The organism is Streptomyces sp. NPDC020845 (genome assembly GCF_044334165.1).
In the GTDB taxonomy this organism is placed as follows: domain Bacteria; phylum Actinomycetota; class Actinomycetes; order Streptomycetales; family Streptomycetaceae; genus Streptomyces.
The window spans coordinates 429,162-453,975 of the sequence record NZ_JBIRSJ010000010.1 but is presented as its reverse complement, the minus strand read 5'-3'; the positions used below and the strand labels follow the sequence as shown (position 1 = coordinate 453,975).

Sequence of the window (24,814 nt, the reverse complement as noted above, 5' to 3'; positions counted from 1 at the left end):
TGGCGTCGCAGATGCGGCCGGCGCCGGTGATCTTGGTGTCGTCGGCGACGAAGAAGCCCTGGTTCCCGACGGTGTGCTTGCCGGGGGCGAGGTAGGCGAGCTCACCGGAGAAGGTGCCGTTGGCGGACCTGCTCTCCTCGGGGCCCTCGTCGCCGCCGGTGCCACCGTCCGCGGTGTACTCGGTGATGCTGGTGGCCATGCCGCTCTTGATGACGACGGTGGCCATGATGCCGTTGTCGTTCTTCAGTACGGTGTCGAGCTGGTCGGGGGTGCAGGCTGTGTTGGCGTCGCAGATGCGGCCGGCGCCGGTGATCTTGGTGTCGTCGGCGACGAAGAAGCCCTGGTTCCCGACGGTGTGCTTGCCGGGGGCGAGGTAGCGGAGCTCACCGGAGAAGGTGCCGTTGACGGGCTTCCCGGCAGGGGCGTCGCCACCGTCCGACGAGCCGCCGCCCGGGGCGGACGGGGTGGAGGACGAGCTGCCGGGCTTCGAAGCGTCGGCGTCGGACGGCTGGCAGGCGGTGGCGAACAGGGCCCCGGTCACCAGCAGGCTCATGGCGGCGAAGGTACGGACGCGGGAGCGGTGGGCACGCATGATGAGAGACCTTCTTCGTCAGTCGAGTGAGTCGAGGGAAGAGACCCGGGGAGGTGTCTCTCCCGGTGTGCTTCTCATCCTGCGGGCCACCGCTGCCGTGCCATTAACGTGCCGCTAACGAACCGCTGTTGCCCCGGGAGCGCGCCGCCCGGCCCTTCGGGGGAGGGCGCTCGGCCTCCCCCGAAGGGGCCGAACGCGATGGCCTACGGCAGACCGTGGACCTTCGGCCCGACCGCGTTGGACCAGGCGTTGCCCGCCAGCGCGTCCCAGTTGGTCGACCAGGTCATCGCGCCGCGCAGACCCGGGTAGGTCTTCGCGGGCTTGAACGAGCCGCAGCCCGTGCCCCCGGCCAGGCAGTCCAGGGCGTTGTTCACGACCGTCGGGGAGACATAGCCGCTGCCCGCGCCGCGCGTCGAGGCGGGCAGGCCGAGGCCGACCTGGGAGGGGGACAGGCCGCCTTCCAGCTGGATGCAGCCGGCGCCCGGGGCGGACGGGTCTGCTTCGTCTACTCCCGCCGCGTCTGCCGACGGCAGGGGCCTGACCGCAGGACCGGCCGGAGGCCGTCCAGGCGGTGGGAGAAGGCCAACCGCGAGCGCAGCAGATTACACCACCGGGTGGCAAACCTGCGCGCTGATGCGCTGCACAAGTTCACCACCCGTGTGCGTGCCGAGTACGGCACGGTGGTGGTCGAGGACCTCAACGTCGCCGGAATGCTCCGCAACAAACGGCTCGCCCGCCGTGTGGCCGATGCCGGGTTCGGGGAGATCCGGCGCCAGCTCACCTACAAGGGCCAACGGAACGCTTGCCCCACCATCGTGGCGGACCGCTGGTACCCCAGCTCCAAGACCTGCTCGAACTGCGGCGTGGTGAAAGCCAAGCTGCCGCTGTACGTCCGAGTTTTCACCTGCGACGTCTGCGGCCTGGTCCTCGACCGGGACGAGAACTCAGCCCGCAACCTGGTCGCTCTCGTGGCGGCCTGTACCACTGGTACCGGAGTGGCCGGAGACCAGGACACGCCACGCGTGTCGAAGCCCCGTGGAGCCGACCGCAAGACCCGCCGCCAACGCCCCGGCCGGAACACCGGCCGAGGCGGGCGGGCAGGTGGCGCAAGCCTGCCGCATCCGCGGCGGAAGGAAACGGGAGACCGTCGTCAGGACGCCGAAGCGCAACTCGCGCATCGGTGACACCGTCACGGACTTCGGAACTGTTCTCTCGCGCGGCTTTCGTGGATAAAGTGCTGATGCACCAGGACAGCAGCAACGACCTGCGGCCGCCGCTCTCCCCGGCGCCGACGTGAGACGGGGTAGCCGACGTGCCCACCGCGATAGCAGTCACCAGCCGTGAGCTGGTGCTTCCGCCGCCCGACGGCCAGACCCCGTCGGCCGTCGTGCTGATGCCGCCCGACGCCGAGCCGCTGGACGACGCGCTGGCCGAGACCGCCGCCCTGCTCGACCAGCAGGGCTATCTCATCGTGCTCTACCCCGCGGCCACCCCCGCGCCCTTCGTCCGCCGGCTGCACACCGTACGGTCGGTCCTGGAGAGCGACCGGATCGCGCTGCTGCCCCTGGAACTGCCGCCGCTGGCCGTCGCCGTGGTCGCCCGTCAGCTGCGCCAGCTGTCGGTGTGCGACTTCAGCCCCGGCGTCCTCGCCTGTGCCGCGCGCCTGCTGACGCACTACGTCCACGCGGGCGCGCTGCTGGGCTCCGTCGCCAAGCTGGACCGGGTGCCCGTCAGCCTCACCTCGCACGTCAAGTCCTGGGTGCCCGGCGCCCAGTTCGCCGTGCTCGCCCACCCCACCCCGCAGCTGGTCAAGGTCGGCAACGAGGCCGCGCTGCCCGGACCCGGGTACGCCACCCACCTCACCGTCGCCCGCGGCAACCTCAACAGCCACGGTCACGGCCACGCGGGCGGCGACTGGGTCAACGTCAAACTCGCCCCCGGATGGGGGGCGCAGGGCGTCCAGGAGGTGCCGCTGCCGCATGAGTCGGCCCAGTGGTGGGGCACCCCCAAGCTGATCGAGTTCGCCGCCGCCATCCCCGATCTCTCCGTCCTCTACCAGCTGGTGTCGTCCGTACGGAGAGAGGAGTGCCACTGGTGCGGCTTCGAACTCATCGGGGATCGCTGTGCGTTCTGTTCCGCCCCGGTGCCGCGCGGCGATGACATCCTTGCCCTGACCCAGACCGAGCGACCCGCTCTGATGAGCCGGTAACGTCCCCGAACGAGGTTCACGCGTCCATGAATTCACGCCAGCGCCGCGGAGTCATTCTGCTGCTCCTGTCGGTCCTGTGCGCCGGCGGCGCGTTCGCCGGAGTGCTGTCCGTCATCCGCGACGTGGAGTCGAAGGTCGGTCCCGAGACCACCGCGTACAAGCTCAAGTCGAACGTTCCGGCCTACCAGGCGCTGGACGCGGGCCAGTTCGAGAAGATATCGATGCCCAAGCGCTGGCTGCCGTCCACGGCCGTCACCGATCTCGCCGACGTACGCGGCAAGATCGCCGTCACCCCGCTGCGCAAGGGTTCGCTGCTCCAGGACGACATGATCGTGGAACGCCCGGCGCTCAAGCCGGGGCAGCAGGAGATCGCGATCATGATCGACGCGGCCACCGGCGTCGCCGGCAAGATCAACCCCGGCTCGAAGGTCAACATCTACGCGACCTTCGAGGGCCGGAGCCAGCGCGACGATCCGGTCTCCAAGATCATCGTCGCGGGCGCGGAGGTCATCGATGTAGGCAAGCTCACCGCGCTCGAACCGGACCAGGACGACACCCGGCGCCTCAACAAGGCGGTGCCCATCACCTTCGCGCTGGACACCGGGGACGCCCAGCGTGTGGCGTACGCGGAGTCCTTCGCCACACACGTACGGCTCGCCCTCGTCGCCCCCGGCGGCGACGACCGGATCGCCCCCAGTGACCGCACCTATTCCCTTGACAGCGACGACGGCGACAGATGACAAGCGGCACGACGACCCGACCAGCGGTGTGCCGCAGGAACATGAGTGAGGCGGTGCCCCGGTGACGATCAGAATCCTTCCGGGCGTCGGCGACCCCGACGCCGCCCGCGCGCTCAGCGGGCTGCTCGGCCAGCTGCCGGGCGCCGAACCGTCCCCGCCGGTCGGTGACTCGACCCGGCTGCTCGACACCCTCGCCGCGCTGGCCGCCGCCTCCCTGGAGGACCTGCCCGAGGTCGTCCTGGTCCATGAGCGCATCGGCCCGGCCCCCGCGCTCGAACTCATCCGCGAGATAGCGCTGCGCTTCCCGGCCGTGGGCGTGGTGCTGGTGACCGCGGACGCCGGGCCCGCGCTCTACTCCGCCGCCATGGACTCCGGCGCCCGCGGCATCGCCGGGCTGCCGCTGTCGTACGACGAGCTGGCCGCCCGCGTCCAGGCCGCCGCCCAGTGGTCCACCGGCGTACGGCGCCACCTCGGGGGCGGCGGCGAGGCGCTGGCCGCCGGGCCCGGCGGGAAGCTGGTCGCCGTCGCGGGCGCCAAGGGCGGGGTCGGCACGACGGTCACCGCCGTACAGCTCGCGCTGGCCGCGCAGGCGGCGGGGCGTCGGGTCGCGCTCGTCGACATGGACCTTCAGTCCGGCGATATCGCCTCCTACCTCGATGTGCAGTTCCGGCGGTCGATCGCCGACCTGGCGCAGATCAACGACATCACGCCGCGCGTGCTGCAAGAAGCGGTGTTCACCCACCAGACCGGCCTCGGGCTGCTGCTCGCCCCGGGCGAGGGCGAGCGCGGCGAGGAGGTCTCCGACCGCGCGGCGCGCCAGGTCGTCAGCGCGCTGCGCTCGCGCTTCGAGGTGGTGATCGTCGACTGCGGTACGCAGATGACCTCGGCGGGCGCGGCCGTCGTCGAGATCGCCGACCTCGCGCTGCTGGTGACCACCCCGGACGTGGTCGCGGTGCGCGCTGCCAAGCGCATGGTCCGGCTCTGGGACCGGCTCCAGATCCGCAAGGCCGAGGACACGGTCACCATCGTCAACCGCCACACCCGCAGCGCGGAGATCCAGCCGCAGCTGATCGAGCGCGCGACGGGCACCCGGATGGCCCGTACGGTCGTCCCGGCCGGCTTCAAGGAGCTCCAGCCGGCCGTCGACTCGGGCCGGATGCAGGACCTGGACGCCAAGTCGGCCGTCAAACAGGCCCTGTGGGGCCTGGCCGGGGAGCTGGCCCTGGTGGAGCCGCCCGGCGGCGGCGCGGGCCCCGTCGGGGGCGGCCGGGTTCCCCACGGTGGACACCCCGGCCCGGCGGACCACCGCACGCTCTCGGGCATGCGGCGGCGCCGTGCCATAGGAGCGGGCGGCGACGCCCCGGCCGCCGGGGGCGGCGCGGGCGCGGCCGACGGCGGTACGGGCACCGGTCCGGAGTCGCTGCGGGAGGTCCCCTCCACACCCTCCAGGCGCTTTCAGCGCAAGCGGGGCGGCGACCGCGGCCAGGTCGCGGTCGAATTCCTCGGCGTGCTGCCGCTGGTGCTGGTGGTGCTGGCCGTCATCTGGCAGTTCGTGCTGCTCGGCTATACGTACTCCCTGGCGGGCAACTCCGCCGACAAGGCCGCCCGAGCGGGCGCCGCGGTGGGCGGCGACGCGGGAGCCTGCCAGGAGGCGGCGCTGAAGGACCTCCCGAGCGCGTGGCAGGAAAGCGCGGAGATCACCTGCGGCCAGGGCGCGGACGGGGTCTGGAAGGCCACGGTGAAGGTCCACGTCCCGGTGCTCTTCCCCGGGGCCGCGGACTTCCCGTGGCCGGTGACGGGGACCGCGGGCGCGGTGGATGAGCAGGCGGAGGGGGTGTGAGGCGATGGCCGGGCGCGGGGCGGTGAGCGGGCGCGAGGTGGTGAGCGGGCGCGCGGCGGTGGCCTCTGGTGCGGGGGCCGGGCGCGTGGTAGTGGCCGGGCCTCCTGCGGCCGTCGGGGGTGAGGCGCGCGCCGGAGGCGTGGCGGTGGCACCCGAGGCGCGGGGGCGTGAGACGGCGACCGGGCGCGCGGGGCGTGCCGGGCGCGGGGTGGCGGCGGTACGGCGCGGGGCGGCGGCTCGCGCGGCGGGTGCCGCGCGCGACCGACGTCGCGCCCAGCGTCGCGATCGGGGGTCGGCCTCGATCGAGTTCCTCGGCTTTCTGCCGGTTCTGATCCTGGTCGCGCTGGCTGCCGTTCAGCTGGGGCTTGCCGCGTACGCCGTGCAGCAGGCGGGCACAGCGGCCCGCGCGGCGGCGCGTACGGCCTCGCTCGACGAGGTGAGGACCAGCCCGGCGGCCGCGGGGCTGGCGGCGATGAGCGGATGGCTGGCGGACGGGACGGACGTCGGCGTCACCCCGTGCGGGGACGGGCAGACGCGGGCGACCGCCACGGTGGACATCCCGTCGGTGATTCCCGGCGTGGACTTCGGGAGCGCGAAGAGGAGCGCGACGATGCCGTGCGACGACGGCTGACCGGCGGCCCGTCAGGGGACCGGCCCCCGTCAGGGGACCGGCGGTCGGAGCCCATCACGCGGCGGAGCCGCATACCAGCACAAGGAGGACACCGATGAGCCTGCGGGCACGCATCACCGCGCCCGAGGGGCCCGGTGAGGGGCGGGAGGACGGGCATCTCGTCTCCGTCTACCGCGCCAAGCTGCTCGAGGAGATCGACCTCGCGGAGATGTCCTCGCTCGCCGCCGGCGAGCGGCGTTCGCGTCTTGAGCGCGTCCTCGGGCACATCATCAGCCGCGAGGGCCCGGTGCTGTCCACCGCCGAGCGGTCGCAGCTGATTCGCCGGGTCGTGGACGAGGCATTGGGCCTCGGCGTACTCGAACCGCTCCTGGAGGACGCCTCCATCACCGAGATCATGGTCAACGGCCCGGACCAGATCTTCGTGGAGCGTGCGGGCCGGGTCGAGCTCGTCCCCGTGCGCTTCGCGTCCGAGGAGCAGCTGATGCAGACCATCGAGCGCATCGTCTCGACGGTCAACCGCCGCGTGGACGAGTCGAATCCGATGGTGGACGCGCGGCTGCCGTCCGGCGAGCGGGTCAACGTGATCATCCCGCCGCTCGCGCTCACCGGCGCCACGCTCACCATCCGCCGTTTCCCGCGCGCGTACACCCTCCATGAGCTGATCGGTATGGGCACGCTGGACGAGCAGACGCTGCTGCTGCTCGCCGCGCTGGTGCGGGCGAAGTTCAACGTGGTGGTGTCGGGGCCCACCGGCTCCGGGAAGACGACGCTGCTCAACTCCCTGTCCGGGCTGATCCCGGAGGGCGAGCGGATCATCACCGTGGAGGACGCGGCGGAGCTGCAGCTGCAGCAGACGCACGTCATCCGCCTGGAGTCCCGCCCGCCCAACGTCGAGGGCAAGGGCCGGATCACCATCCGCGACCTGGTGCGCAACTCACTCCGTATGCGCCCCGACCGCATCATCGTCGGCGAGGTGCGCGGCGGGGAGACCCTGGACATGCTGCAGGCCATGTCGACCGGTCATGACGGTTCGCTGGCGACCGTGCACGCCAACAGCGCGGAGGACGCGCTGATGCGGCTGCAGACGCTCGCCTCGATGTCGGATGTGGCGATTCCGTACGAGGCGCTGCGCGACCAGATCAACAGCGCGGTCGACTGCATCGTGCAGCTCGTCCGGCACGCCGACGGCTCGCGGCGGATCAGCGAGGTCGCGCTGCTCGACAGCCATGGCCACGAGGAGTACCGCATCGCGACCGTCTGCCGGTTCGACGCCGAGCCGATGGGCGCGGACCGTATCGTGCACGGGCGGTTCTCGTACTTCCCGCTGCCGGAGCGGGTCGCGGACCGGCTGCGGCTGGCGAGCGAGTCGGTGCCGCCCGCGTTCGGTGTGGCCGCGTTCCCGGCGCAGCTGAGCGTGCGCGGGGCCGTGTACAGCCCGAGTGAGCGGAGGTAGCCGGGCATGGACCAACTGGCGGTGGTGACGGTCGGGGCGACGCTGGTGTGCGGCGCGCTGGGCGTCGCGGGCGTGCATACGTACGCCCGGGGCAAGGCCGCCCAGCAGGCGCTGTTCGACCGGCTCTCCGATACGGGGTCGCTGCCGCTGTCCGGCCGGCCGCGCCGCTTCGCGCGGGTGGACCGGCGGCTGCGCTCCACCCGGCTCGGGCGGAAGCTGGAGCTGCGGCTGGCCTCGACGGGTCTTGACATCACCCCCGGTGAGTTCTTCGTCTACACGGCGGGCGCGGCGATCGGCCTGTGGGCGGTGGCGGCGTCGCTGCTCGCGGCGTTCTTCGGGCCGATCGCGGCCGTGGTCGCCGTCTGGTCGGCGTTCGCGTTCCTCAACTGGCAGCGGCAGAAGCGGATCGAGAAGTTCATCAACCAACTGCCCGAACTGTCGCGGATCCTGGCCAACGCCACGCAGGCGGGGCTGGCGCTGCGTACCGCGCTGGGCATGGCGGCCGACGAGATGGAGGCCCCGGCGGGGGAGGAGTTGGGGAAGGTCGCCGACAAGCTGGCCGTCGGCCACTCGATCGACGACGCGCTGGGCGAGCTCGCCGAGCGCCTGCCGTCCCGGGAGCTGGTCGTGCTGGTCACCACGCTCGTACTGTCCAACCGGGCGGGCGGAACCGTCGTCAGCTCGCTGCGCAATCTCACCCAGACGCTGGAGGAGCGCAAGGAGACGAGGCGCGAGGTCCGCACCCAGCTGTCCCAGGTCACCGTCACCGCGTATGTGGTGCCGCTGATGGGCATCGGCACGCTGCTGCTGATGAACCGGATCGCGTCCGGCTCCCTGGACCGGATGACCTCCAACTTCTGGGGCCAGGCCGCGGTGGTGGTGGCCTTCGCGCTGTACGGGGTCGGCTTCTTCCTGATCCGCCGTATGTCGAAGATCGACGTCTGAGTTCGAGTTCGAGTCTGAGAGAGGGGCGGCGGACATGGCGATCGGTGTGCTGCTGGCGCTGGTGGCGGGGGTGTCGGTGGCGGGCGTCGCGTACGGCATAGCGCTCTACCGCAGCGAGGCCAAGCTGCCCAGCGACCTGGCGGTGGCGCTGGAGGTCGGGGCGACGCGTACGACGGTGGTCGGCTCGGCCGTCGACCGGCTCGGTATGCGCTACGCCCCGTTCGTGCTGCGGATGATGGGCGAGAAGCGGGTCGCCAGGGTCCGGCGGCGGATCGATCTGGCGGGCAACCCGGGCGGGCTGACGGTCGACCGCTATGCGGCGCGGCGCGCGGTGTACGGCATCCTCGGCTTCGGCGGCGCGCTGGTGATGCTGATGAAGGGGCAGCTGCTGCTCGCCCTGGTGCTGGTCGCCTTCGGGCTGTTCTGGATCGAGGTCGGCATCTGGGCGGCCGTACGGGAGCGCCGGCACGCCATCGAGCGGACGCTGCCGGACTTTCTGGATGTGCTGGCGGTGGTGGTGAGCGCCGGGTTGAGCTTCCGTCAGGCGCTGGACCGGGTGGCGGAGAAGTACGAGGGCCCCTGGGCGGATGAACTTCGCATCACGCTTCGGCAAATGGACATGGGGGTGAGCCGCAGACAGGCGTTCGAGGAATTGCGGAAGCGGAACGACTCCGAGCAGGTCGCTCAGTTCGTCACCGCGCTGCAGCAGGGCGAGGAGCTCGGCGCGCCGATCGTCGAGACGTTGATCGCCATTGCGAACGATATGCGGCGCACCGATGCGCAGAACGCCCGGCGGCGCGCGGCCCGTGCGGTGCCCAAGGCGACCATGGTGGTCACGACCTTTATGGTGCCGGGCACGATGATCCTGCTCATCGCGGGCTTCTTCATCGGCTCGGGCACGGATTTCGGCTCCATCACCGGGGATTGACCGGCTGGATTCGGCGAAGTGTCTTCGCGATTGCAATCGAATATGGGACAGTTGGACACGGAGACTCCTCGGGGCCGGGAGGGGGTGAATCGTATGGGCCGCGCTAGCCGGAATACCGATCTGAAGGTCGGCCGGAAGATGACGACGCGGTTCGAACGCCTCGAAATGGGCATGCAATGGTGCCGTAGGCACTGTTCCCGGGCAGGTGTTTCGGCGTACTTTGCTCGTGTCGCGAGCGGCACCACGGGGGTTGAGTCGCCGGACCGGAGCGGTACGGCCACCCATGGAGGGGAACACAATGGGGAAGCGCGTCATGCGGAACGACCGGGGGCAGACCTCGATCGAGTACCTGGGCATCATCGCCGTGGTGGTCGCCATCGTCCTCGTCCTGTCGACGACGGACTTCGGCAGCATGATCGCAAACGCCATCTCCGACAAGATCTCCGAGGTCGTCGGCATCTGACCGGCCTCGTGACCCCTCGCCGCTTTCGTTGCCCCCGCTTGGCCGGTGACGCGGGGCAGGCGTTCCCGATTTACATCACCGCAGTGGCGGGCCTGCTCTTCCTGGCGCTCGCCCTCTTCGCGGTCGGCCAGGCGGGCGCCACCCGCAACGGCGGCCAGACCGCGGCCGACGCGGCGGCGCTCGGCGCGGCCGAGGACTTCCGCGCCCAGTTGCGCAAGGGCCTGCTGGACGCGATCACCGACGAGCAGACCTGGGAAGACCTGCTGAACGGCCGGGGTTTCCATCCACTGCGCGACCCGTGCGACCAGGCCCAGTGGTTCGCCGGCAAGAACGGCGCGGACGTCACCGACGGAGGGTGCGTCCCGGGCTATCTGCCCGTCTCGTTCACCGTCACGGTCGAGACCCGCAAGGCGGTCGGCAAGTCCGTCATCCCCGGTACGGAGACCAAGCACGCGACCGCGCGCGCCAAGGCGGTCGTCGAGCCGCGCTGTACGTACGAGGCGCCGGCTCCGCTGCCCGACCCGACCGACGACGGCAAGGGCGACGGCGGCAAGGGCGACAACGGTAAGGGCGACGACGACAAGGACAACGGCGGCAAGGGCGAGGGCGGCAAGGACGAGAAGCCCGTCATCGATCTGGTCTGCGAGGGCAAGGACATCACCATCGACCCCGAGCACCTCGATCTCTTCCCCGACGCCAAGGACCTGTTCTCCGTCCATCTCGCCGACTGACGACTGCGAACGAAGCATCAACGAAGAGTGAGGGACACCGAGCGATGAGCATTCGGCACACGACGAAGGCCCGGAGGGGGGCCGCCGTGGGGGCGCTCGCGGCGGCCCTGGCCCTCGCCGTGGCCGGGTGCGGCAGCGACGACGGCAAGAAGCCGGACGACGGCGCGGGCCAGAAGTCCACGGCTGCCAAGGACAGCCGGGCCGGGGACGACGGCGACGGCGAGGACAGCGAGCCCGCGGCCGACTCCGACAAGACCATCGGCGAGATCAAGGGCCCGAACGGGATCGTGGTCACCGTGCACTCCGCGGTCCGTGACAGCGGCGGGTTCGTCACCGTGAACGGGACGGTGACCAACCGCGGCGATCAGCTCTTCAACGCGGTGGACTGGCGCTCCAAGGAGACCGAGATGAAGTCCCGGTCGTCCGTGTCGGGCGCCTCGCTCGTCGACTCGGCCGGCAAGAAGCGCTATCTGGTGCTGCGGGACACCGACGGGGAGTGTCTGTGTACGACGGGGCTCTCGGGGATCAAGCCGAACGAGAGCCGCCCGCTGTTCGCCCAGTTCCCGGCCCCGCCGTCGAACGTCACCAAGGTCGACTTCCAGATTCCGACCATGCCGTCGGTCAGCATCGAGCTCACGGGATGAGCCGGCGATGACCACACTCGACGACCGCCGCGCCTCCGGGCGCCGCCCCGCCGACCGCCGCGCCCGCGTCCGCCGGGGCTCGCTGATCGCCGCCGCGCTCGCCTCCACCGCGCTCCTGGTCACCCCCGCCCCGGCGGCCCACGCCGACAGCGGCCCCGGCGCCCCCGCCGACACCACCCCACCCGTCAAGATCGACGCCAAGGACCCCGATCTGCGGCTGCCCGGGAGCGCGAAGCTGGCCCCCGGCCGGGTGCTGGACATCAAGTCGGTCGTCGAGACCGACGACGGCGACGAGCGCCGCGAGGACACCAACGCCAAGGTCAAGTTCGCCCTCCAGGCCGAGGTGCTGTTCGAGAAGGACAGCTCCAAGCTCGGCGGCGAGGCCAACGCCCGGATCAGGGCCATCGCCCAGGAGATCGAGAAGCAGAACGCGACCAGCGTCCGCGTCTTCGGCTTCACCGACGACCTCGGCTCCGCGCTGCACGGTCTCAAGCTCTCCAAGGAACGGGCCAACGCCGTCCAGCACGCGCTCTCCGCGAACCTGGACTCCTCCGTCCAGTACCAGATCCGCGGCTACGGCGAGCAGTACCCGATCGCGGACAACTCCACGGAGGAGGGGCGCAAGAAGAACCGCCGGGTCGAGGTCAGCTTCGCCCGCTCGGGATAGGGCCCGGGGCAGTAGGGCACGGGGGCCGTGGCGGTCCACTTCGGCGCGTATCCCATAATGGATGTGTTTGTCGCATCTGGACCGGGAGCCCCCCTGAGCACCGCCCTCACCGAGATAGTTTCCTTCGCCCTGCTGCTGGGCGTGCTCGCATTCGCCGTCGTACGGCCCCGGGGGTGGCCCGAGGCGGCCGCCGCGGTGCCCGCCGCGGGGCTGCTGGTGGCGGTCGGGGCGGTGTCGCTTCCGGATGTGTGGCAGGTCACCCGCAGGCTGCTGCCGGTCGTCGGCTTTCTGGCCGCGGTGCTGCTGCTGGCCCGGATGTGTGCGGACGAGGGGCTGTTCGAGGCCGCGGGAGACGCGGTGGCGCGGGCCTGCCGGGGCCGTACGGACCGGCTGCTGGCCGGGGTCTTCGCGGTGGCGGCGGTGGTCACCGCGGTGCTCAGCCTGGACGCCACGGTGGTGCTGCTCACACCCGTGGTGTTCGCCACCGCCACCCGGCTCGGCGCCCGGGCGCGCCCGCATCTGTACGCCTGTGCCCACCTGGCGAACTCCGCGTCCCTGCTGCTCCCCGTCTCGAATCTGACCAATCTGCTGGCTCTGGAGGCCAGCGGTCTTTCGTTCACGCGGTTCGCCGTGCTCATGGCGCCCGCGTGGCTGCTGGCCGTCGGCATCGAGTATCTGGTCTTCCGCCGCTATTTCGCCGCCGACCTGGCCGCCGGGACCTCTCAGGCGCCGCCGGCCCGGCGCCCCGAGGTGCCGGTGTTCGCCCTGGCCGTGCTCGTGCTGACCCTCTGCGGATTCGTCGCCACCTCGCTCGTCGGCGTGGATCCGGCCTGGGCGGCCTGGGCCGGCGCCCTGGTCCTCGCGGTGCGCGCGGTGGCGCGCGGACGGGAGACGGTGCGGGGTGCCGTGGCCGCCACGGGGCCGCTCTTCTGCCTCTTCGTGCTCGCGCTGGGGGTCGTGGTCCAGGCCGTGCTGGTGGGCGGGCTGGGGGCCGGTCTTACGCATCTGCTTCCCGGCGGCGCCGGGCTGCCCGCGCTGCTGGCGATCGCCGGGGTCGCGGCGGTCCTGGCCAACCTCGTCAACAACCTCCCCGCCACGCTCGCACTGCTGCCGATCGCCGCCGCGGGCGGGCCGGGCCCGGTCCTCGCCGTGCTGATCGGCGTCAACCTGGGGCCGAACCTCACCTATGTCGGCTCGCTGGCCACCTTGCTGTGGCGGCGCGAGATCCGCGGCTACGGCATGGACACCGGCTCCGCCGGCACCCGTACCGGCTCCGGGCTGGGGGACTTCACCCGGCTCGGGCTGCTCACCGGGCCGGCCACGATCGTCGCGGCGACGGTCGCGCTCTGGGCGATGCTGACGGTCACCGGGGCCTGAACCGGGGCCTGAACCGGGGCCTGAACCGGTGCCCGAACCGGGGCCCGAAAAAGAACCGCCGCGGCAGGGGCGATGCCCCGCGCGGCGGTTCGGTGTGGCGCTCCAAGCCCCTTAGGACTCGATCCAGTTGTGCGCCTGAGCCAGTTCGAGCACGCGTCTGCGCACCTGCTTGATCTGGTCGGCGGTCAGCGTGCCGCCCACCTCGACCAGCGCCTCGGTCAGCTCCTGGCGGAACTCGGAGATCGACAGCACATCGCACATGGTGTCGTCGCCCGAGTCGGCGGCCGGTCCCGGCGTGTGGGTCCGGACCACGGCGGCCCGCTGGACGATCCGTACTTCGGACGCCTTGGGACCCTTGTCACCGTACTCCGGGACGAACTCCACCTTGCTGCCCGGCTGGAACAGATGCTTCTCGTCCAGCAGGTCGTTGGCGTGCATGAAGACGTCCTCGCCGCCGTCGTCCGGAGCGATGAACCCGTAGCCGCGAAACTCGTCAAACCGCAGAATTTTGCCCGTGATTGTCACCGTGCAACCCCTACCCCTGTACCTCTACCTCAATGACCCCGATACGCGATCGAGGGTGCCCAACCATGACACCGGTGCCACAGCGTACAGCTCGGACCTTGCCGCGGCTATGCGCCCGGGCACCGGATCGTGACACGGGCGCCGGTCCGCAACCCCCAGCGCTCCATGGCGCCCGCCTCGGCCTCCAGGACATGGCGGGCGCGGGGCCGGGGCAGCCCGAGCCGGCCGGGGCGCATGGTGCGCACGGCCAGAACGGTCAGCCTGCGGTCGAGGTAGGCGACGTCGATGGCGAAGCGCATCCCGAAGGTGTGGACGCTGCTCGCGGGGGTGAGCAGCAGCGCGCCCGTCACCCCGTCCCGGCCGAGCAGCCCGCGGGTGCGGGCCCGGTAGGAGGCGGCGACCTCCAGGGGGACGTCCAGGGGGACGTCCGCGTCGAGCACACCGCCAGGTACGTCGCCATCCGTGCCATCGCGTACATCGCCGTGCACGCCGCCGCCTACATCGCCGTACAAGTCCTCGCGTACGTCGTCATGCGGGCCGCCCCGCACGCGCAGCGTCCCCGTGCCGTCCCGCCAACGGCCCATCCCCGCCCCGCCCTTCCGTCCATCTCCCATCCTGCGTCCGGTGCCCGATGCGAGTGTCGCACCCGGCCCCGCTTCCGTAGGCTCGGCCCGTGTCCGTGCCCCTGATCATCTTCGCCGCCGCGTACGGCGCGGCGGCCGGAATGCTCGTGCCCCGCGCCCGCTACCGGCTGGCCGTGGAGCCCGAGGAGCCGTGGCGCGGGGCCTGCCCGCGTGGGCACGCGCTCACCGGGGCGGCCCGCGGCTGGCTGGGGCTCGCCCGCTGCCCGGGCTGCCGGGCGGGGGAGCGGGACTACGGTACGGGCGCCGCCCTGACCGCGGCCCTCACCGGGCTGGTGTGCGCGGTGCTGGCGGCGGCCGTCGGCGACCGCCCCGAGCTGGCGGTGTGGCTGCTGCTCACGCCGCCGGCGGTGCTGCTGGCGGGCGTGGACCGGGCGGTGCACCGGCTGCCTGACGTGCTGACGCTGCCGCTGGCGGGCGGGGCGGCGGTGCTGCTCGGCGGGGCGACGCTGCTGCCGCACAGCGCCGGGTCGTGGCGGCGGGCGCTGCTGGGCGGGGCGGCGCTGGGCGGCGCGTATCTCGTGCTCCATCTGATCAGCCCCGGCGGGATGGCTTTCGGCGATGTGAAGCTGGCCCTGGGTCTTGGGATCGCACTCGGCTGGTACGGCTGGGCGGTGCTGGTCCTGGGCGCCTTCGCGGGGCTGCTGCTGGGCTCGTGCTACGCCGTCGTGCTGCTGGCGACACGCCGGGCGACCCGTGGAACCGGGATGGCGTTCGGCCCCTTCATGATCCTCGGGGCCGGTGCGGGGCTGGTGCTCGGGGGGCTCACGGCCTGACGCGGCCGGCTGCATTCCCGACGGGATTCTCGGCGACATTCATTGTCACCCTCGTCGATGCCTGGACTATCCCTCACAAAGCGTTATGGTGGAAGCCCCCCCTCGGGCCGGTCCGTATCCCCCCCACGGACCGGCCCGCTTCTTTTCCGGGCGATTCCGGGGCGTACCGGCCATCGACCCGGACAGAACGCACACCGGTCGACTACGGAGCGTGATGTTTTGCGGGATGGGTGCGGCAATCAGGGGGCGCACCCGGTTCGCCAGCGCCCCCCTACCGCAGTAGGGTGCGGCCTTGGGCGGACCGCCATCGCAAGCCATGCAAGGCACTGAGGGGCTGGAAGACGTGAAGTTGCGCGACCTGGTGTACGGGCTCTACGCACGCCGGGTGGAAGGCCGCCTCGACCACGCCCAGGTGCCCAAGCACATCGGTGTCATCCTCGACGGCAACCGCCGCTGGGCCCGCGCGGCCGGGGGGACGACCGAGCAGGGTCACAAGGCCGGCGCGAGCAAGATCCAGGAGCTGCTCGGCTGGTGCAACGAGACGGACGTCGAGGTCGTCACGCTCTGGATGCTGTCCACCGACAACCTCGACCGCCCCGAGGAAGAGCTGATCCCGCTCCTGGGCATCATCGAGGGCGCGGTGCGCGACCTGGCCGCCGACGGCCGCTGGCGGGTGCACCACGTCGGGAACCGCGATCTGCTGCCCGCCCGGACCCAGACGGTCCTCAAGGAGGCCGAGCGGGACACCGAGCACATCGACGGGATACTCGTCAACGTCGCCATCGGCTACGGCGGCCGGCAGGAGATCGCCGACGCGGTGCGGTCGCTGCTGCTCGACCACGCGAGCAAGGGCACCAGCTTCGAGGAGCTTGCCGAGGTCGTCGACATCGACCTGATCTCCGAACACCTGTACACGCGCGGCCAGCCCGACCCGGACCTCGTCATCCGCACCAGCGGCGAGCAGCGGCTGTCGGGCTTCATGCTCTGGCAGAGCGCCCATTCGGAGTACTACTTCTGCGAGGTCTTCTGGCCGGCCTTCCGCAAGGTCGACTTCCTCCGCGCGCTGCGTGACTACGCCGCGCGTCACCGGCGGTACGGCTACTAGTCCCGTACGCGGTACGGCAGTCGGGCCCGGACGGCTGATGCGTCCGTACGGTTTCGGCTACGGCCTCATCCCGCCCCGAAACGTGCGGGTTTCACAACGTTCATGTGCGCGCCGTCATATGCCATTGCATGGCTGCGCACGTTCGAGGGAATATCCCTTCCAGGTCGACGCCCTGCCCCAACTGTCCTAGGGGTGTCGAACTGCCAGCGGACGGCATGTGCTCGTTCGCCCGGGAGGCCCTTTGCACACGGACGATGCGGATCGTGCGTATGACGCGGAGGGCCGGCGCTCGGCCCTTCCGCTTGGGCCTGAGCCCGGTCCGTCCCCCGCCTGCGGGCCGGGGGACATGTTCCCGCGACGCCGTCGCACCCCAACCTCTCCCGAGGGGGTTCGTCCACCCGTGGTGACCAGCAAGAAACGCCGCGAGCACGACCGGCGCACCTATGTCCTCGACACCAGCGTCCTGCTCGCCGACCCGAACGCCATGGCCCGCTTCGACGAGCACGAAGTCGTGCTGCCGGTCGTCGTGGTCACCGAGCTGGAGTCCAAGAGGCACCATCCGGAGCTGGGTTACTTCGCCCGGCAGGCGCTGCGCCTGCTGGACGAGTACCGGATCCGGCACGGCCGTCTGGACGCCCCGATCCCGATCGGCGATCTGGGCGGCACCTTGCGTGTCGAGCTCAACCACTCCGACCCGGGCATCCTGCCGGCCGCCTTCCTGACCCATGGCGGCCGGGTGGGCGACAACGACTCGCGGATCCTCGCGGTCGCCAGGAACCTCCAGGCCGAGGGGTATGACGTCACGGTCGTCTCGAAGGACCTCCCGCTGCGCATCAAGGCATCCTCGGTGGGGCTGCTGGCCGAGGAGTACCGCGCGGAGCTGGCGATAACCGACTCGGGCTGGACCGGGATGGCCGAGCTGGCCGTCACCGCCGAGCAGGTGGACGACCTCTTCGCGGCCGAGACCGCGTATGTCCCCGAGGCGGCGGAGCTGCCGGTGCACACCGGTCTGGTGCTCCAGTCGGAGCGCGGCAAGGCGCTGGGCCGGGTCACGCCCGACGGGCAGGTGCGGCTGGTGCGCGGCGACCGCGAGGCGTTCGGCATCCACGGGCGGAGCGCGGAGCAGCGCATCGCGCTGGATCTGCTGCTCGACCCGGACATCGGGATCGTCTCGATGGGCGGCCGGGCCGGTACGGGCAAGTCGGCGCTGGCGCTGTGCGCCGGCCTGGAGGCCGTGCTGGAGCGCCAGCAGCACCGGAAGGTGATGATCTTCCGGCCGCTGTACGCGGTGGGCGGGCAGGAGTTGGGCTATCTGCCGGGCACCGAGGCGGAGAAGATGAGCCCGTGGGCCCAGGCCGTCTTCGACACCCTGTCGGCGGTGACCACCTCGGATGTGATCGAGGAGGTGGTGGGGCGCGGGATGCTGGAGGTGCTGCCGCTCACCCACATCCGGGGCCGCTCGCTCCATGACGCCTTTGTGATCGTGGACGAGGCGCAGTCCCTCGAACGGAACGTTCTGCTGACCGTTCTGTCCCGTATCGGCTCCAACTCCCGGGTGGTACTCACCCATGACGTGGCACAGCGGGACAATCTCCGCGTCGGGCGCTATGACGGCGTCGTCGCGGTGGTCGAGAAGCTCAAGGGGCATCCGCTGTTCGCCCATGTCACCCTCACCCGCTCCGAGCGGTCGCCGATCGCCGCCCTGGTGACCGAAATGCTCGAAGACGGTCATATCTGAGGTAGTTGAGGGGGGAAGCGCGACCCGGGCGCCGCGCGGCTGAGCCGAAAGAGCTTAGTCGTGCGGCGTCTTGGTGCGCTCGGATTTCCGGAAATCCCAGGGTGTAAACGGGGTGTGAGCTTTCACACTCAACGGAGAATTGCCTCCGGGCGTCCGCTTCCGGCAGTGTGTGGGTCCTGTCAGGCCCCGCATACGGCACACCAGTACCCCCAGCGGTACGGAGCAACAGCAGTACCAGAACTAAACAGCGTTCGCCGTATGCCGCCCGAGCACCTTGCGGCTCTCCCGAGGGAGGGTCCACCGGGCCAGTGCCTCCCGTGACCAGCCATCCCCATGTGCAACAGGGGGACGGAACAAGGGGAGGTCAGCGCCAGGGGCACGATTGCGTCCGCGAGGTCACCTAAGCGGGCGATGCTGGAAGGAAACCGTGTGAGCCGGATTTCGGTCCGGGGATTCGCAGTGGCCTCCGCCACCGCGGTCACCACTGTGGGCGCTGTCGTTGGCGTTGCCGCGGGCGGAGAGCAGAGCTCGACCGACCCCGTCGAGGCGACCGCCGCCGACACGACGCTCCTTGCGGACATACCCGCCGGCCAGCAGGCCGTGGCGCAGACCGCGTCCCTGACGCAGCAGGCGGACGTGCAGTCCACCGCGGCGGACGCGGAGGCGAAGAAGTCCGCTGAGGAGTCTGCTCGCAAGCAGGCCGCCAAGGACGCCAAGGCCAAGAAGCTGGCCGCCGAGAAGGCGGCCGCCGAGGCCAAGCTCGCCAAGGAGCGCGCGGCAGCCAAGAAGAAGCTCGAGGAGGCGGCGAGCCGTTCGGCCACCCGCGACGCGAGCAGCTTCCCGCAGCAGGCCTCGTACACCGTCGCCGAGGTCCAGGCCATGGCGCGGCAGATCGTCCCGGCCGACCAGTTCCAGTGCTTCAGCAACATCGTGAACCACGAGAGCACCTGGAACTACCGCGCCGAGAACCCCTCCTCGGGTGCGTACGGTCTGGTGCAGGCGCTGCCGGGCTCCAAGATGGCCTCCGTGGGCGCCGACTGGCGCACCAACCCGGCCACCCAGATCAAGTGGGGCCTGAACTACATGAACGAGCGCTACGACAGCCCCTGCGGCGCGTGGTCGTTCTGGCAGGCCAACAACTACTACTGATGCCTTCGGCCTCACTCGGTCGCCTCCGGCGTCCCACTTCGCGAAACCCCCGACCGCAACCGGCCGGGGGTTTCCCGCGTCCTCAGGCTGTAACGTCTTCCCCACGACCAGGGGGGAACTGGGGGTAGGGGAAGCGAAATGTCCGCATTGCCACACTGGGTCGGCAGAATGGGGGCCGGCCTGACCCGGCTGTCCGAGCGGCTGGAGCGCCATGCCGAGGCCGACGCCGCCGACCCGGACGACGCGCACACCGACGACAGCAGGAGCGAACGGGCCGACAGGGGGCAGGGCGCCGACAAGACCCCGGGCGACGGCAGGGCCGAGGGCGTAAACGGCCCCACCGATCCCGCCGATCCGGCTCTCGCCGATCCTGAGGGCTCCGCCGACCCCTCTGACTCCAACGGCTCCGCCGTGCATGGCTCCGGCCCGGCCCTCCCGGCCCTGGAACCCGCGATCGCGGCGGACGCAGGCCCCGACGGCGCGGCTCCGGCCCGCCGGGAGCCGGCCAGCGTGCCCGCCCCGCCCGCCTACGCCCCCGCCATCTCCGCCAAACCCGACCCCGTCGCCGCCGTCCCCTGGGGCGTCCGGGTCGCCGCCGAGGTCGGCTGGCGGCTGCTGGTGCTCGCGGGGACGGTCTATGTGCTGATGACCGTCATCAGCGCCGTCGAACTGGTCGTGCTCTCCTTCACCGTCGCGCTGCTGATCACCGCGATGCTGGAGCCGACCGTCACCCGCCTGCGGAACCGGGGCGTCCCCCGCGGCCTGGCCACCGCCATCACCTTCATCTCCGGCTTCATCATCATGGGCCTGGTCATCTGGTTCGTGGTCTGGCAGGTCATGGAGAACATCGACGACCTGTCCAGCAAGGTCCAGGCAGGCATCGACGATCTGCGGGACTGGCTGCTCAACAGCCCCTTCCACGTCACCGAGAAGCAGATCAACCAGATCGCCAACAACCTGCGCGACGCGATCGGCGCCAACACCGAGGAGCTCACCTCCGCCGGGCTCGAAGGCGTCACCGTCATCGTGGAGGTGCTGACCGGCATCCTGCTGGCGATGTTCAGCACGCTCTTCCTGCTGTACGACGGACCGAAGATCTGGGCCTGGTTCCTCAAGCTCGTCCCGGCCCCGGCCCGCGAGGGCGTGGCGGGCGCCGGCCCGCGGGCCTGGACCACGCTCACCGCCTATGTGCGCGGCACGGTGATCGTGGCGTTGATCGACGCCATCTTCATCGGCGTCGGCATCTTCTTCCTCGACGTCCCGATGGCCGTCCCGCTCGCCGTCTTCATCTTCCTCTTCGCCTTCATCCCGCTCGTCGGCGCCGTCGTCTCCGGCGCGCTGGCGGTCGTGGTCGCACTGGTCACCCAGGGCGTGTGGACGGCGGCGATGGTGCTCGTGGTGGTGCTGGCTGTGCAGCAGATCGAGGGCCACATCCTGCAGCCCTTCATCCTGGGCCGGGCGGTGCGGGTGCATCCGCTGGCCGTGGTGCTCTCGGTCGCGGCCGGCTCGCTGATCGGCGGGATCGGCGGCGCGGTGGTGGCCGTACCGCTGGTGGCGGTCGCCAACACGGTCGTCGGCTATCTGCGGACGTACAACAAGGAGGCCGCGCTGCGCGCGACGCAGGGGCCGCACGGCTCCACCGTGGCGGAGATCGCGCCGAGGCGGCACGACGGGGGCGAGTGAGCCGCCGGTCGTGGTGCCCTGACCGGGGCGCCCCGGCCGGCCTTCACTCCTCGGCGCGTTCGCCTTCCCCGTCGAAGTGCACCCGGCCGCCGACGCGCACCGGCTGTCCGGTCGGCAGGCACCTGCCGGGCGGCGGCTCTTCGAGGGCCACGGCCGTCCAGTCCACCGTCGGTGGCCCGGAGGGCGTGGGGCGCAGCGCTTCGTAGATGTCGACCGTGCTCGGCGGCCGGCCCGGGGCGTAGGTAATCAGGCTGATGCCGCCGTCCCGTACGGAGGGCAGATCGGGGTTGTACCGCGCCTTGTCCGCCACCACCGTCTCGATCGCGTCCCGCACGTCGGCCGGGTCGCCGAGGCGCCAGTACGCCACTTCCTCGTCACCGGAGTTGCTGGTCCATACGCTGTCGCGGAGCAGCCAGAAGTGCCGGGAGTGCGGATTGGGGTCCGGCCCCTCGTGGCGCGGCGGGTCGTATGCGTCGTCGAGCGCCTGGGCGCGGTCCTTGGCCACATGGTCCCAGGGGTCGAGCTGCACGGCGCGCAGATAGCGGTCCAGCGCCTCGTCGTGCGCGCCCCCGCACTCATGGGCCAGCGCTTCGAGGTAGACGGCGAGGTTGTTGTCCGGCTCCAGGGACAGGACGTGCCGGGCCGCGCGGATCGCCTCGGCGACGAGCCGGCGCCCGGTCTCGTCGTCGGCCGGTATCTCGGTGAGAGGGCCCGAGTCCTCTTCCCACCAGGACCCGTCCACGTGGTTGACGATATGGAAGCGGAGCTCGGCACCGGCCAGCACGGCGAGTCCCGCGGCCGCCTCCAGGCTCTCCGGGTCCATCCGCAGGGCGCGGGTGTACGCCTCGCGGACGGTGCGGGCGCCGTCCGCCCACTCCTCGTCCTCCTCGCCGACGTACTCCGCGTCATTGGCGACCTCGGTCAGAAGCCGACGCGCCTCGGCCAACGGGTCGGTGTGGTCCGTGTCTTGAGCCATGGCCCGTGACCTTACCGGCGGGGTCGGACATCCGGCGGAGGCATACGGGAATGCGCGAGGGGCGTCCCCACCGGTTCGGTGGGAACGCCCCGTATGCGGCTATGCGCTATGCGCTATGCGCCTTGGGCCGGGTGCCGTCAGCCGTTCGCGGCCAGGGTGGCCTCGGCGTCGAGCGTGGTGCCGACCGCCTGCACCACCGCGGCGATCTTGAAGGCTTCCTGGACCGTCTCCCGGTCCACGCCCGCCTTGCGGAGCACCTGCTCATGCGAGTCCAGGCACTGGCCGCAGCCGTTGATCGCGGACACCGCCAGCGACCAGAGCTCGAAGTCGGTCTTCTCCACGCCCGGGTTGCCGATGACGTTCATCCGCAGACCCGCGCGCAGGGTGCCGTACTCCGGGTCCGACAGCAGGTGCCGGGTCCGGTAGAAGACGTTGTTCATCGCCATGATGGCGGCGGCCGACTTGGCGGCGGTGTAGGCCTCGGGGCTCAGATTGGCCTTGGCCTCCGGCTCCAGCTCCGCCAGCACACGCGGCGAACGCGAGGCGATCGCGCAGGCCAGCACGGTGCCCCACAGCTGCTGCTGCGGCAGGTCGGAGTTGCCGATGACCGAGCCCAGGTTGAGCTTGAGGTCCTTGGCGTAGTCCGGCAGGGCGGACTTGAGGTCGTCGAGTGCCATATCGGTCAGCTCACTCGCCCGAGAGGAGCTTGACCGGGTCCAGGGTGTCCTCGCCCTTGCTCCAGTTGCAGGGGCACAGCTCGTCGGTCTGCAGGGCGTCGAGGACCCGCAGGACCTCCTTGGGGTTACGGCCCACGGAACCGGCGGTCACCATGGTGAACTGGATCTCGTTGTTCTGGTCGACGATGAAGACGGCGCGCTGTGCGAAGCCGTCCTCGCCCTCGACGCCGCAGTCCCGCATCAGCTCGTGCTTGGAGTCGGCCAGCATCGGGAAGGGCAGGTCACGCAGGTCGGGGTGGTCCTTGCGCCAGGCGTGGTGGACGAACTCGGAGTCGCCGGAGACGCCGAGGATCTGCGTGTCGCGGTCGGCGAACTCGTCGTTCAGCTTGCCGAACGCGGCGATCTCGGTCGGGCACACGAAGGTGAAGTCCTTGGGCCAGAAGAAGATTACTCGCCAACCCTCGTAGGACTTGTGGTTGATCTGCTCGAACTCCTTGCCGCTCTCCAGCGACACGCAGGCGGTCAGGTCATACGTGGGGAACTTGTCACCGACAGTGAGCACGCGCTCTCCTTGCAGCTTTCAGCGGAGGAAACCGTTATGTGGTGGTTTCCCCGGGGTTGGACTGGACCACCCTGGCACACAAGGCATTGATCAGTGAAATAGCTAGACTGGGTGCTGTTGATCGGAGGTGGTTATCAGTTGGCTGCGGCAGTCATACCCGGGGGGCCCGGAGGGAAGTCACCCGTGCCCGGAGGCAAGCCACGTCAGCCCAGTCTCTCCCAGCTCAGGGCGTTCACCGCGGTCGCCGAGCAGCTGCACTTCCGCGATGCCGCCGCCGCCATCGGCATGAGCCAGCCCGCGCTGTCGGGGGCCGTCGCCGCGCTGGAGGAGGCGCTCGGGGTGCAGCTCCTGGAGCGTACGACGCGCAAGGTGCTGCTCAGCCCGGCGGGGGAGCGGCTGGCGGTGCGCGCCCGTACGGTGCTGGAGGCGGTGGGCGCGCTGATGGACGAGGCGGCGGCGGCGCGGGCGCCGTTCACCGGGGTGCTGCGGCTCGGGGTGATCCCGACCGTGGCGCCGTATCTGCTGCCGACCGTGCTGCGGCTGGTGCGCGGCCGCTATCCGCTGCTCGACCTCCAGGTGCACGAGGAGCAGACCGCCTCGCTGCTGGACGGGCTCGCCCAGGGCCGGCTCGACCTGCTGCTGCTCGCGGTCCCGCTGGCCGCCCCCGGGGTGGTCGAACTACCGCTGTTCGACGAGGACTTCGTGCTCGTCACGCCCCAGGACCACTGGCTCGGCGGGCGGAGCGACATCCCTCGCGCGGCGCTGAAGGAGCTGGATCTGCTGCTGCTGGACGAGGGCCACTGCCTGCGCGACCAGGCCCTGGACATCTGCCGCGAGGCGGGCCGTACGGAGGGCGCCCCGGTGACCACGAGCGCCGCCGGGCTCTCCACGCTGGTGCAGCTGGTCGCGGGCGGCCTCGGGGTGACGCTGCTGCCGCGTACGGCGCTGCGCGTGGAGACGGGGCGCAGCGACCAACTGGCCACCGGCTATTTCGCGGACCCGGCACCCGCACGCCGGATCGCGCTCGCGATGCGGGCGGGGGCGGCGCGGCAGGAGGAGTTCGAGGCGTTCGCGGGGGCGCTGCGGGAGGCGATGGGGGTGTTGCCGGTGCGGATCGTCAAGGGGTAGCGGGTCAGCCTTTGCGCTCTCCTGCCGCCAACAGCTCGGACACGTCGAGGGTGACCTTGGCGCCGATCGAGTCGGGCAGGGTGATCTGCTCGCCGGGGGCATGGACGCGGTGCGTGTCGTATCCGCCCGCGCCGGGGTCGGTCAGCACATGGACCCGGCCGTGTTTGCGGTTGACGATCAGGTACACCGGGATCTTGGCTTCGGCGTACGCGGCGACCTTGTTCTTCAAGTCGTTGTTGTAGTTGGACGAGGTGACCTCGAGGACGAGGCGGAAGGCCACGGGGTCGTAGCAGCTGTTCTCGACGAGGTGCTCGTCGATGTCGGCGTCGACCACCACCAGGTCCGGGATGGCATAGTCCTCAGGCCCGGTCGGCAGCCACACGCCGACCCCCCAGCCGACCTCGGTTTCCTCGCCGTCCAGGCCCGCCGCCAGGAAGGGCCTCATGAGCTTGGTCAGCACCCTCGAATGAGGAAAGTCCGTTGGTGGGGCCACGGTGATTACTCCCCCGATGATCTCGACTCGATAGCCCGGGTGCTGCTCCATGAGCTTGTTGGCTTCCTCGAGCAGAGTCAGCGGCTCGGGGCGGTAGGGCCCCTCGACTGCGGCAGCAGACATAGCTGGTCTCCCGGTGGT

The 24,814-nt window shown here is 71.0% G+C and carries 26 protein-coding genes and 1 pseudogene; 19 read left to right on the top strand and 8 right to left on the bottom strand.

Annotated features, from left to right (window positions below):
- Together ACH4U7_RS28130 and ACH4U7_RS28125 are read right to left on the bottom strand one after the other, a co-directional pair.
- Positions 1-592, bottom strand: a 592-nt coding sequence (locus ACH4U7_RS28130) for a hypothetical protein (RefSeq protein ID WP_398530586.1), incomplete at its 3' end; no start/stop codon positions are given.
- 203 nt (positions 593-795) lie between these two features.
- Positions 796-1,065 (bottom strand): annotated as a pseudogene (locus ACH4U7_RS28125) (chitinase); the annotation flags it as partial.
- Here ACH4U7_RS28125 and ACH4U7_RS28120 point away from each other — a divergent pair.
- From ACH4U7_RS28120 to ACH4U7_RS28060, 13 genes are all read left to right on the top strand, one after another.
- The gene (locus ACH4U7_RS28120) at positions 982-1,776 is read left to right on the top strand and encodes an RNA-guided endonuclease TnpB family protein (protein ID WP_398530670.1); all 795 of its coding nucleotides are present in this window, start codon (positions 982-984) and stop codon (positions 1,774-1,776) included. The pseudogene ACH4U7_RS28125 and the gene ACH4U7_RS28120 sit on opposite strands and share 84 nt — an antisense overlap.
- 128 nt (positions 1,777-1,904) lie before the next feature.
- Positions 1,905-2,801 carry a hypothetical protein gene (locus ACH4U7_RS28115; RefSeq protein ID WP_398530585.1) on the top strand — a complete coding sequence of 299 codons (897 nt, stop codon included), beginning with the start codon at positions 1,905-1,907 and terminating at the stop codon, positions 2,799-2,801.
- Between the two features lie 26 nt (positions 2,802-2,827).
- Positions 2,828-3,541, top strand: coding sequence for a Flp pilus assembly protein CpaB (gene cpaB, locus ACH4U7_RS28110; protein ID WP_398530584.1), 714 nt, complete (start codon positions 2,828-2,830; stop codon positions 3,539-3,541).
- Between the two features lie 61 nt (positions 3,542-3,602).
- A complete protein-coding gene (locus tag ACH4U7_RS28105) occupies positions 3,603-5,381 on the top strand; it encodes a CpaE family protein (RefSeq protein WP_398530583.1) in 1,779 nt (592 codons plus the stop codon).
- Positions 5,382-5,385: 4 nt separating this feature from the next.
- Positions 5,386-6,012 carry a TadE/TadG family type IV pilus assembly protein gene (locus ACH4U7_RS28100; RefSeq protein ID WP_398530582.1) on the top strand — a complete coding sequence of 209 codons (627 nt, stop codon included), beginning with the start codon at positions 5,386-5,388 and terminating at the stop codon, positions 6,010-6,012.
- 94 nt (positions 6,013-6,106) lie between these two features.
- A complete protein-coding gene (locus tag ACH4U7_RS28095) occupies positions 6,107-7,465 on the top strand; it encodes a CpaF family protein (RefSeq protein WP_398530581.1) in 1,359 nt (452 codons plus the stop codon).
- A gap of 6 nt (positions 7,466-7,471) precedes the next feature.
- Entirely contained in the window at positions 7,472-8,410 is a 939-nt protein-coding gene (locus ACH4U7_RS28090) for a type II secretion system F family protein (RefSeq protein ID WP_398530580.1), read from the top strand.
- 34 nt (positions 8,411-8,444) lie between these two features.
- Positions 8,445-9,338 (top strand): DUF5936 domain-containing protein, encoded by an 894-nt coding sequence (locus ACH4U7_RS28085; protein ID WP_398530579.1) that lies wholly within the window; start codon positions 8,445-8,447, stop codon positions 9,336-9,338.
- Between the two features lie 298 nt (positions 9,339-9,636).
- Positions 9,637-9,801 carry a membrane protein gene (locus ACH4U7_RS28080; RefSeq protein ID WP_014176788.1) on the top strand — a complete coding sequence of 55 codons (165 nt, stop codon included), beginning with the start codon at positions 9,637-9,639 and terminating at the stop codon, positions 9,799-9,801.
- 8 nt (positions 9,802-9,809) lie between these two features.
- Positions 9,810-10,532 carry a hypothetical protein gene (locus ACH4U7_RS28075; RefSeq protein ID WP_398530578.1) on the top strand — a complete coding sequence of 241 codons (723 nt, stop codon included), beginning with the start codon at positions 9,810-9,812 and terminating at the stop codon, positions 10,530-10,532.
- A 44-nt stretch (positions 10,533-10,576) separates the two neighbouring features.
- A complete protein-coding gene (locus ACH4U7_RS28070; RefSeq protein WP_398530577.1) occupies positions 10,577-11,176 on the top strand; it encodes a hypothetical protein in 600 nt (199 codons plus the stop codon).
- A 7-nt stretch (positions 11,177-11,183) separates the two neighbouring features.
- Positions 11,184-11,843 (top strand): OmpA family protein, encoded by a 660-nt coding sequence (locus ACH4U7_RS28065; protein WP_398530576.1) that lies wholly within the window; start codon positions 11,184-11,186, stop codon positions 11,841-11,843.
- A 63-nt stretch (positions 11,844-11,906) separates the two neighbouring features.
- Positions 11,907-13,220, top strand: a complete 1,314-nt coding sequence (locus ACH4U7_RS28060; RefSeq protein ID WP_398530575.1) for an SLC13 family permease — start codon at positions 11,907-11,909, stop codon at positions 13,218-13,220.
- A gap of 111 nt (positions 13,221-13,331) precedes the next feature.
- Here ACH4U7_RS28060 and ACH4U7_RS28055 read toward each other — a convergent pair whose 3' ends face one another.
- The gene (locus tag ACH4U7_RS28055) at positions 13,332-13,745 is read right to left on the bottom strand and encodes a cold shock domain-containing protein (protein WP_385629066.1); all 414 of its coding nucleotides are present in this window, start codon (positions 13,743-13,745) and stop codon (positions 13,332-13,334) included.
- Between the two features lie 107 nt (positions 13,746-13,852).
- Entirely contained in the window at positions 13,853-14,329 is a 477-nt protein-coding gene (locus tag ACH4U7_RS28050) for a DUF192 domain-containing protein (RefSeq protein ID WP_398530669.1), read from the bottom strand.
- 89 nt (positions 14,330-14,418) lie between these two features.
- On the opposite strand from ACH4U7_RS28050, the gene ACH4U7_RS28045 reads away from it, so the two are divergent.
- From ACH4U7_RS28045 to ACH4U7_RS28025, 5 genes are all read left to right on the top strand, one after another.
- The gene (locus ACH4U7_RS28045) at positions 14,419-15,162 is read left to right on the top strand and encodes a prepilin peptidase (protein ID WP_398530574.1); all 744 of its coding nucleotides are present in this window, start codon (positions 14,419-14,421) and stop codon (positions 15,160-15,162) included.
- A 343-nt stretch (positions 15,163-15,505) separates the two neighbouring features.
- Positions 15,506-16,267 (top strand): isoprenyl transferase, encoded by a 762-nt coding sequence (locus tag ACH4U7_RS28040; protein ID WP_014176780.1) that lies wholly within the window; start codon positions 15,506-15,508, stop codon positions 16,265-16,267.
- A gap of 400 nt (positions 16,268-16,667) precedes the next feature.
- A complete protein-coding gene (locus ACH4U7_RS28035; protein ID WP_398530573.1) occupies positions 16,668-18,005 on the top strand; it encodes a PhoH family protein in 1,338 nt (445 codons plus the stop codon).
- Between the two features lie 411 nt (positions 18,006-18,416).
- Entirely contained in the window at positions 18,417-19,154 is a 738-nt protein-coding gene (locus ACH4U7_RS28030; RefSeq protein ID WP_398530572.1) for a transglycosylase SLT domain-containing protein, read from the top strand.
- Positions 19,155-19,292: 138 nt separating this feature from the next.
- Positions 19,293-20,837: an AI-2E family transporter gene (locus ACH4U7_RS28025; RefSeq protein WP_398530571.1), complete on the top strand. Its 1,545-nt coding sequence runs from the start codon at positions 19,293-19,295 to the stop codon at positions 20,835-20,837.
- Between the two features lie 43 nt (positions 20,838-20,880).
- Here ACH4U7_RS28025 and ACH4U7_RS28020 read toward each other — a convergent pair whose 3' ends face one another.
- From ACH4U7_RS28020 to ACH4U7_RS28010, 3 genes are all read right to left on the bottom strand, one after another.
- A complete protein-coding gene (locus tag ACH4U7_RS28020; RefSeq protein WP_398530570.1) occupies positions 20,881-21,813 on the bottom strand; it encodes a hypothetical protein in 933 nt (310 codons plus the stop codon).
- 137 nt (positions 21,814-21,950) lie between these two features.
- Positions 21,951-22,490: an alkyl hydroperoxide reductase gene (locus ACH4U7_RS28015; RefSeq protein ID WP_089505063.1), complete on the bottom strand. Its 540-nt coding sequence runs from the start codon at positions 22,488-22,490 to the stop codon at positions 21,951-21,953.
- A 10-nt stretch (positions 22,491-22,500) separates the two neighbouring features.
- Entirely contained in the window at positions 22,501-23,052 is a 552-nt protein-coding gene (locus tag ACH4U7_RS28010; RefSeq protein ID WP_398530569.1) for a peroxiredoxin, read from the bottom strand.
- 183 nt (positions 23,053-23,235) lie between these two features.
- Here ACH4U7_RS28010 and ACH4U7_RS28005 point away from each other — a divergent pair, with 183 nt between their 5' ends.
- Positions 23,236-24,180: a hydrogen peroxide-inducible genes activator gene (locus ACH4U7_RS28005; protein ID WP_398530568.1), complete on the top strand. Its 945-nt coding sequence runs from the start codon at positions 23,236-23,238 to the stop codon at positions 24,178-24,180.
- A gap of 4 nt (positions 24,181-24,184) precedes the next feature.
- On the opposite strand, the gene ACH4U7_RS28000 is transcribed toward ACH4U7_RS28005, so the two are convergent.
- On the bottom strand, positions 24,185-24,796 hold the full coding sequence (locus ACH4U7_RS28000; protein WP_398530567.1) for a Uma2 family endonuclease: 612 nt from the start codon (positions 24,794-24,796) through the stop codon (positions 24,185-24,187).
- Positions 24,797-24,814: the final 18 nt, after the last annotated feature.

What these genes read in the sequence shown, in the direction of transcription:
- cpaB (WP_398530584.1), top strand. Translation starts at nt 2,828, where the DNA reads ATGAATTCACGCCAGCGCCGCGGAGTCATTCTGCTGCTCCTGTCGGTC.
- ACH4U7_RS28100 (WP_398530582.1), top strand. Translation starts at nt 5,386, where the DNA reads ATGGCCGGGCGCGGGGCGGTGAGCGGGCGCGAGGTGGTGAGCGGGCGC.
- ACH4U7_RS28095 (WP_398530581.1), top strand. Translation starts at nt 6,107, where the DNA reads ATGAGCCTGCGGGCACGCATCACCGCGCCCGAGGGGCCCGGTGAGGGG.
- ACH4U7_RS28090 (WP_398530580.1), top strand. Translation starts at nt 7,472, where the DNA reads ATGGACCAACTGGCGGTGGTGACGGTCGGGGCGACGCTGGTGTGCGGC.
- ACH4U7_RS28085 (WP_398530579.1), top strand. Translation starts at nt 8,445, where the DNA reads ATGGCGATCGGTGTGCTGCTGGCGCTGGTGGCGGGGGTGTCGGTGGCG.
- ACH4U7_RS28080 (WP_014176788.1), top strand. Translation starts at nt 9,637, where the DNA reads ATGGGGAAGCGCGTCATGCGGAACGACCGGGGGCAGACCTCGATCGAG.
- ACH4U7_RS28070 (WP_398530577.1), top strand. Translation starts at nt 10,577, where the DNA reads ATGAGCATTCGGCACACGACGAAGGCCCGGAGGGGGGCCGCCGTGGGG.
- ACH4U7_RS28065 (WP_398530576.1), top strand. Translation starts at nt 11,184, where the DNA reads ATGACCACACTCGACGACCGCCGCGCCTCCGGGCGCCGCCCCGCCGAC.
- ACH4U7_RS28050 (WP_398530669.1), bottom strand. Translation starts at nt 14,329, where the DNA reads ATGGGCCGTTGGCGGGACGGCACGGGGACGCTGCGCGTGCGGGGCGGC.
- ACH4U7_RS28030 (WP_398530572.1), top strand. Translation starts at nt 18,417, where the DNA reads ATGCTGGAAGGAAACCGTGTGAGCCGGATTTCGGTCCGGGGATTCGCA.
- ACH4U7_RS28025 (WP_398530571.1), top strand. Translation starts at nt 19,293, where the DNA reads ATGTCCGCATTGCCACACTGGGTCGGCAGAATGGGGGCCGGCCTGACC.
- ACH4U7_RS28020 (WP_398530570.1), bottom strand. Translation starts at nt 21,813, where the DNA reads ATGGCTCAAGACACGGACCACACCGACCCGTTGGCCGAGGCGCGTCGG.
- ACH4U7_RS28015 (WP_089505063.1), bottom strand. Translation starts at nt 22,490, where the DNA reads ATGGCACTCGACGACCTCAAGTCCGCCCTGCCGGACTACGCCAAGGAC.
- ACH4U7_RS28000 (WP_398530567.1), bottom strand. Translation starts at nt 24,796, where the DNA reads ATGTCTGCTGCCGCAGTCGAGGGGCCCTACCGCCCCGAGCCGCTGACT.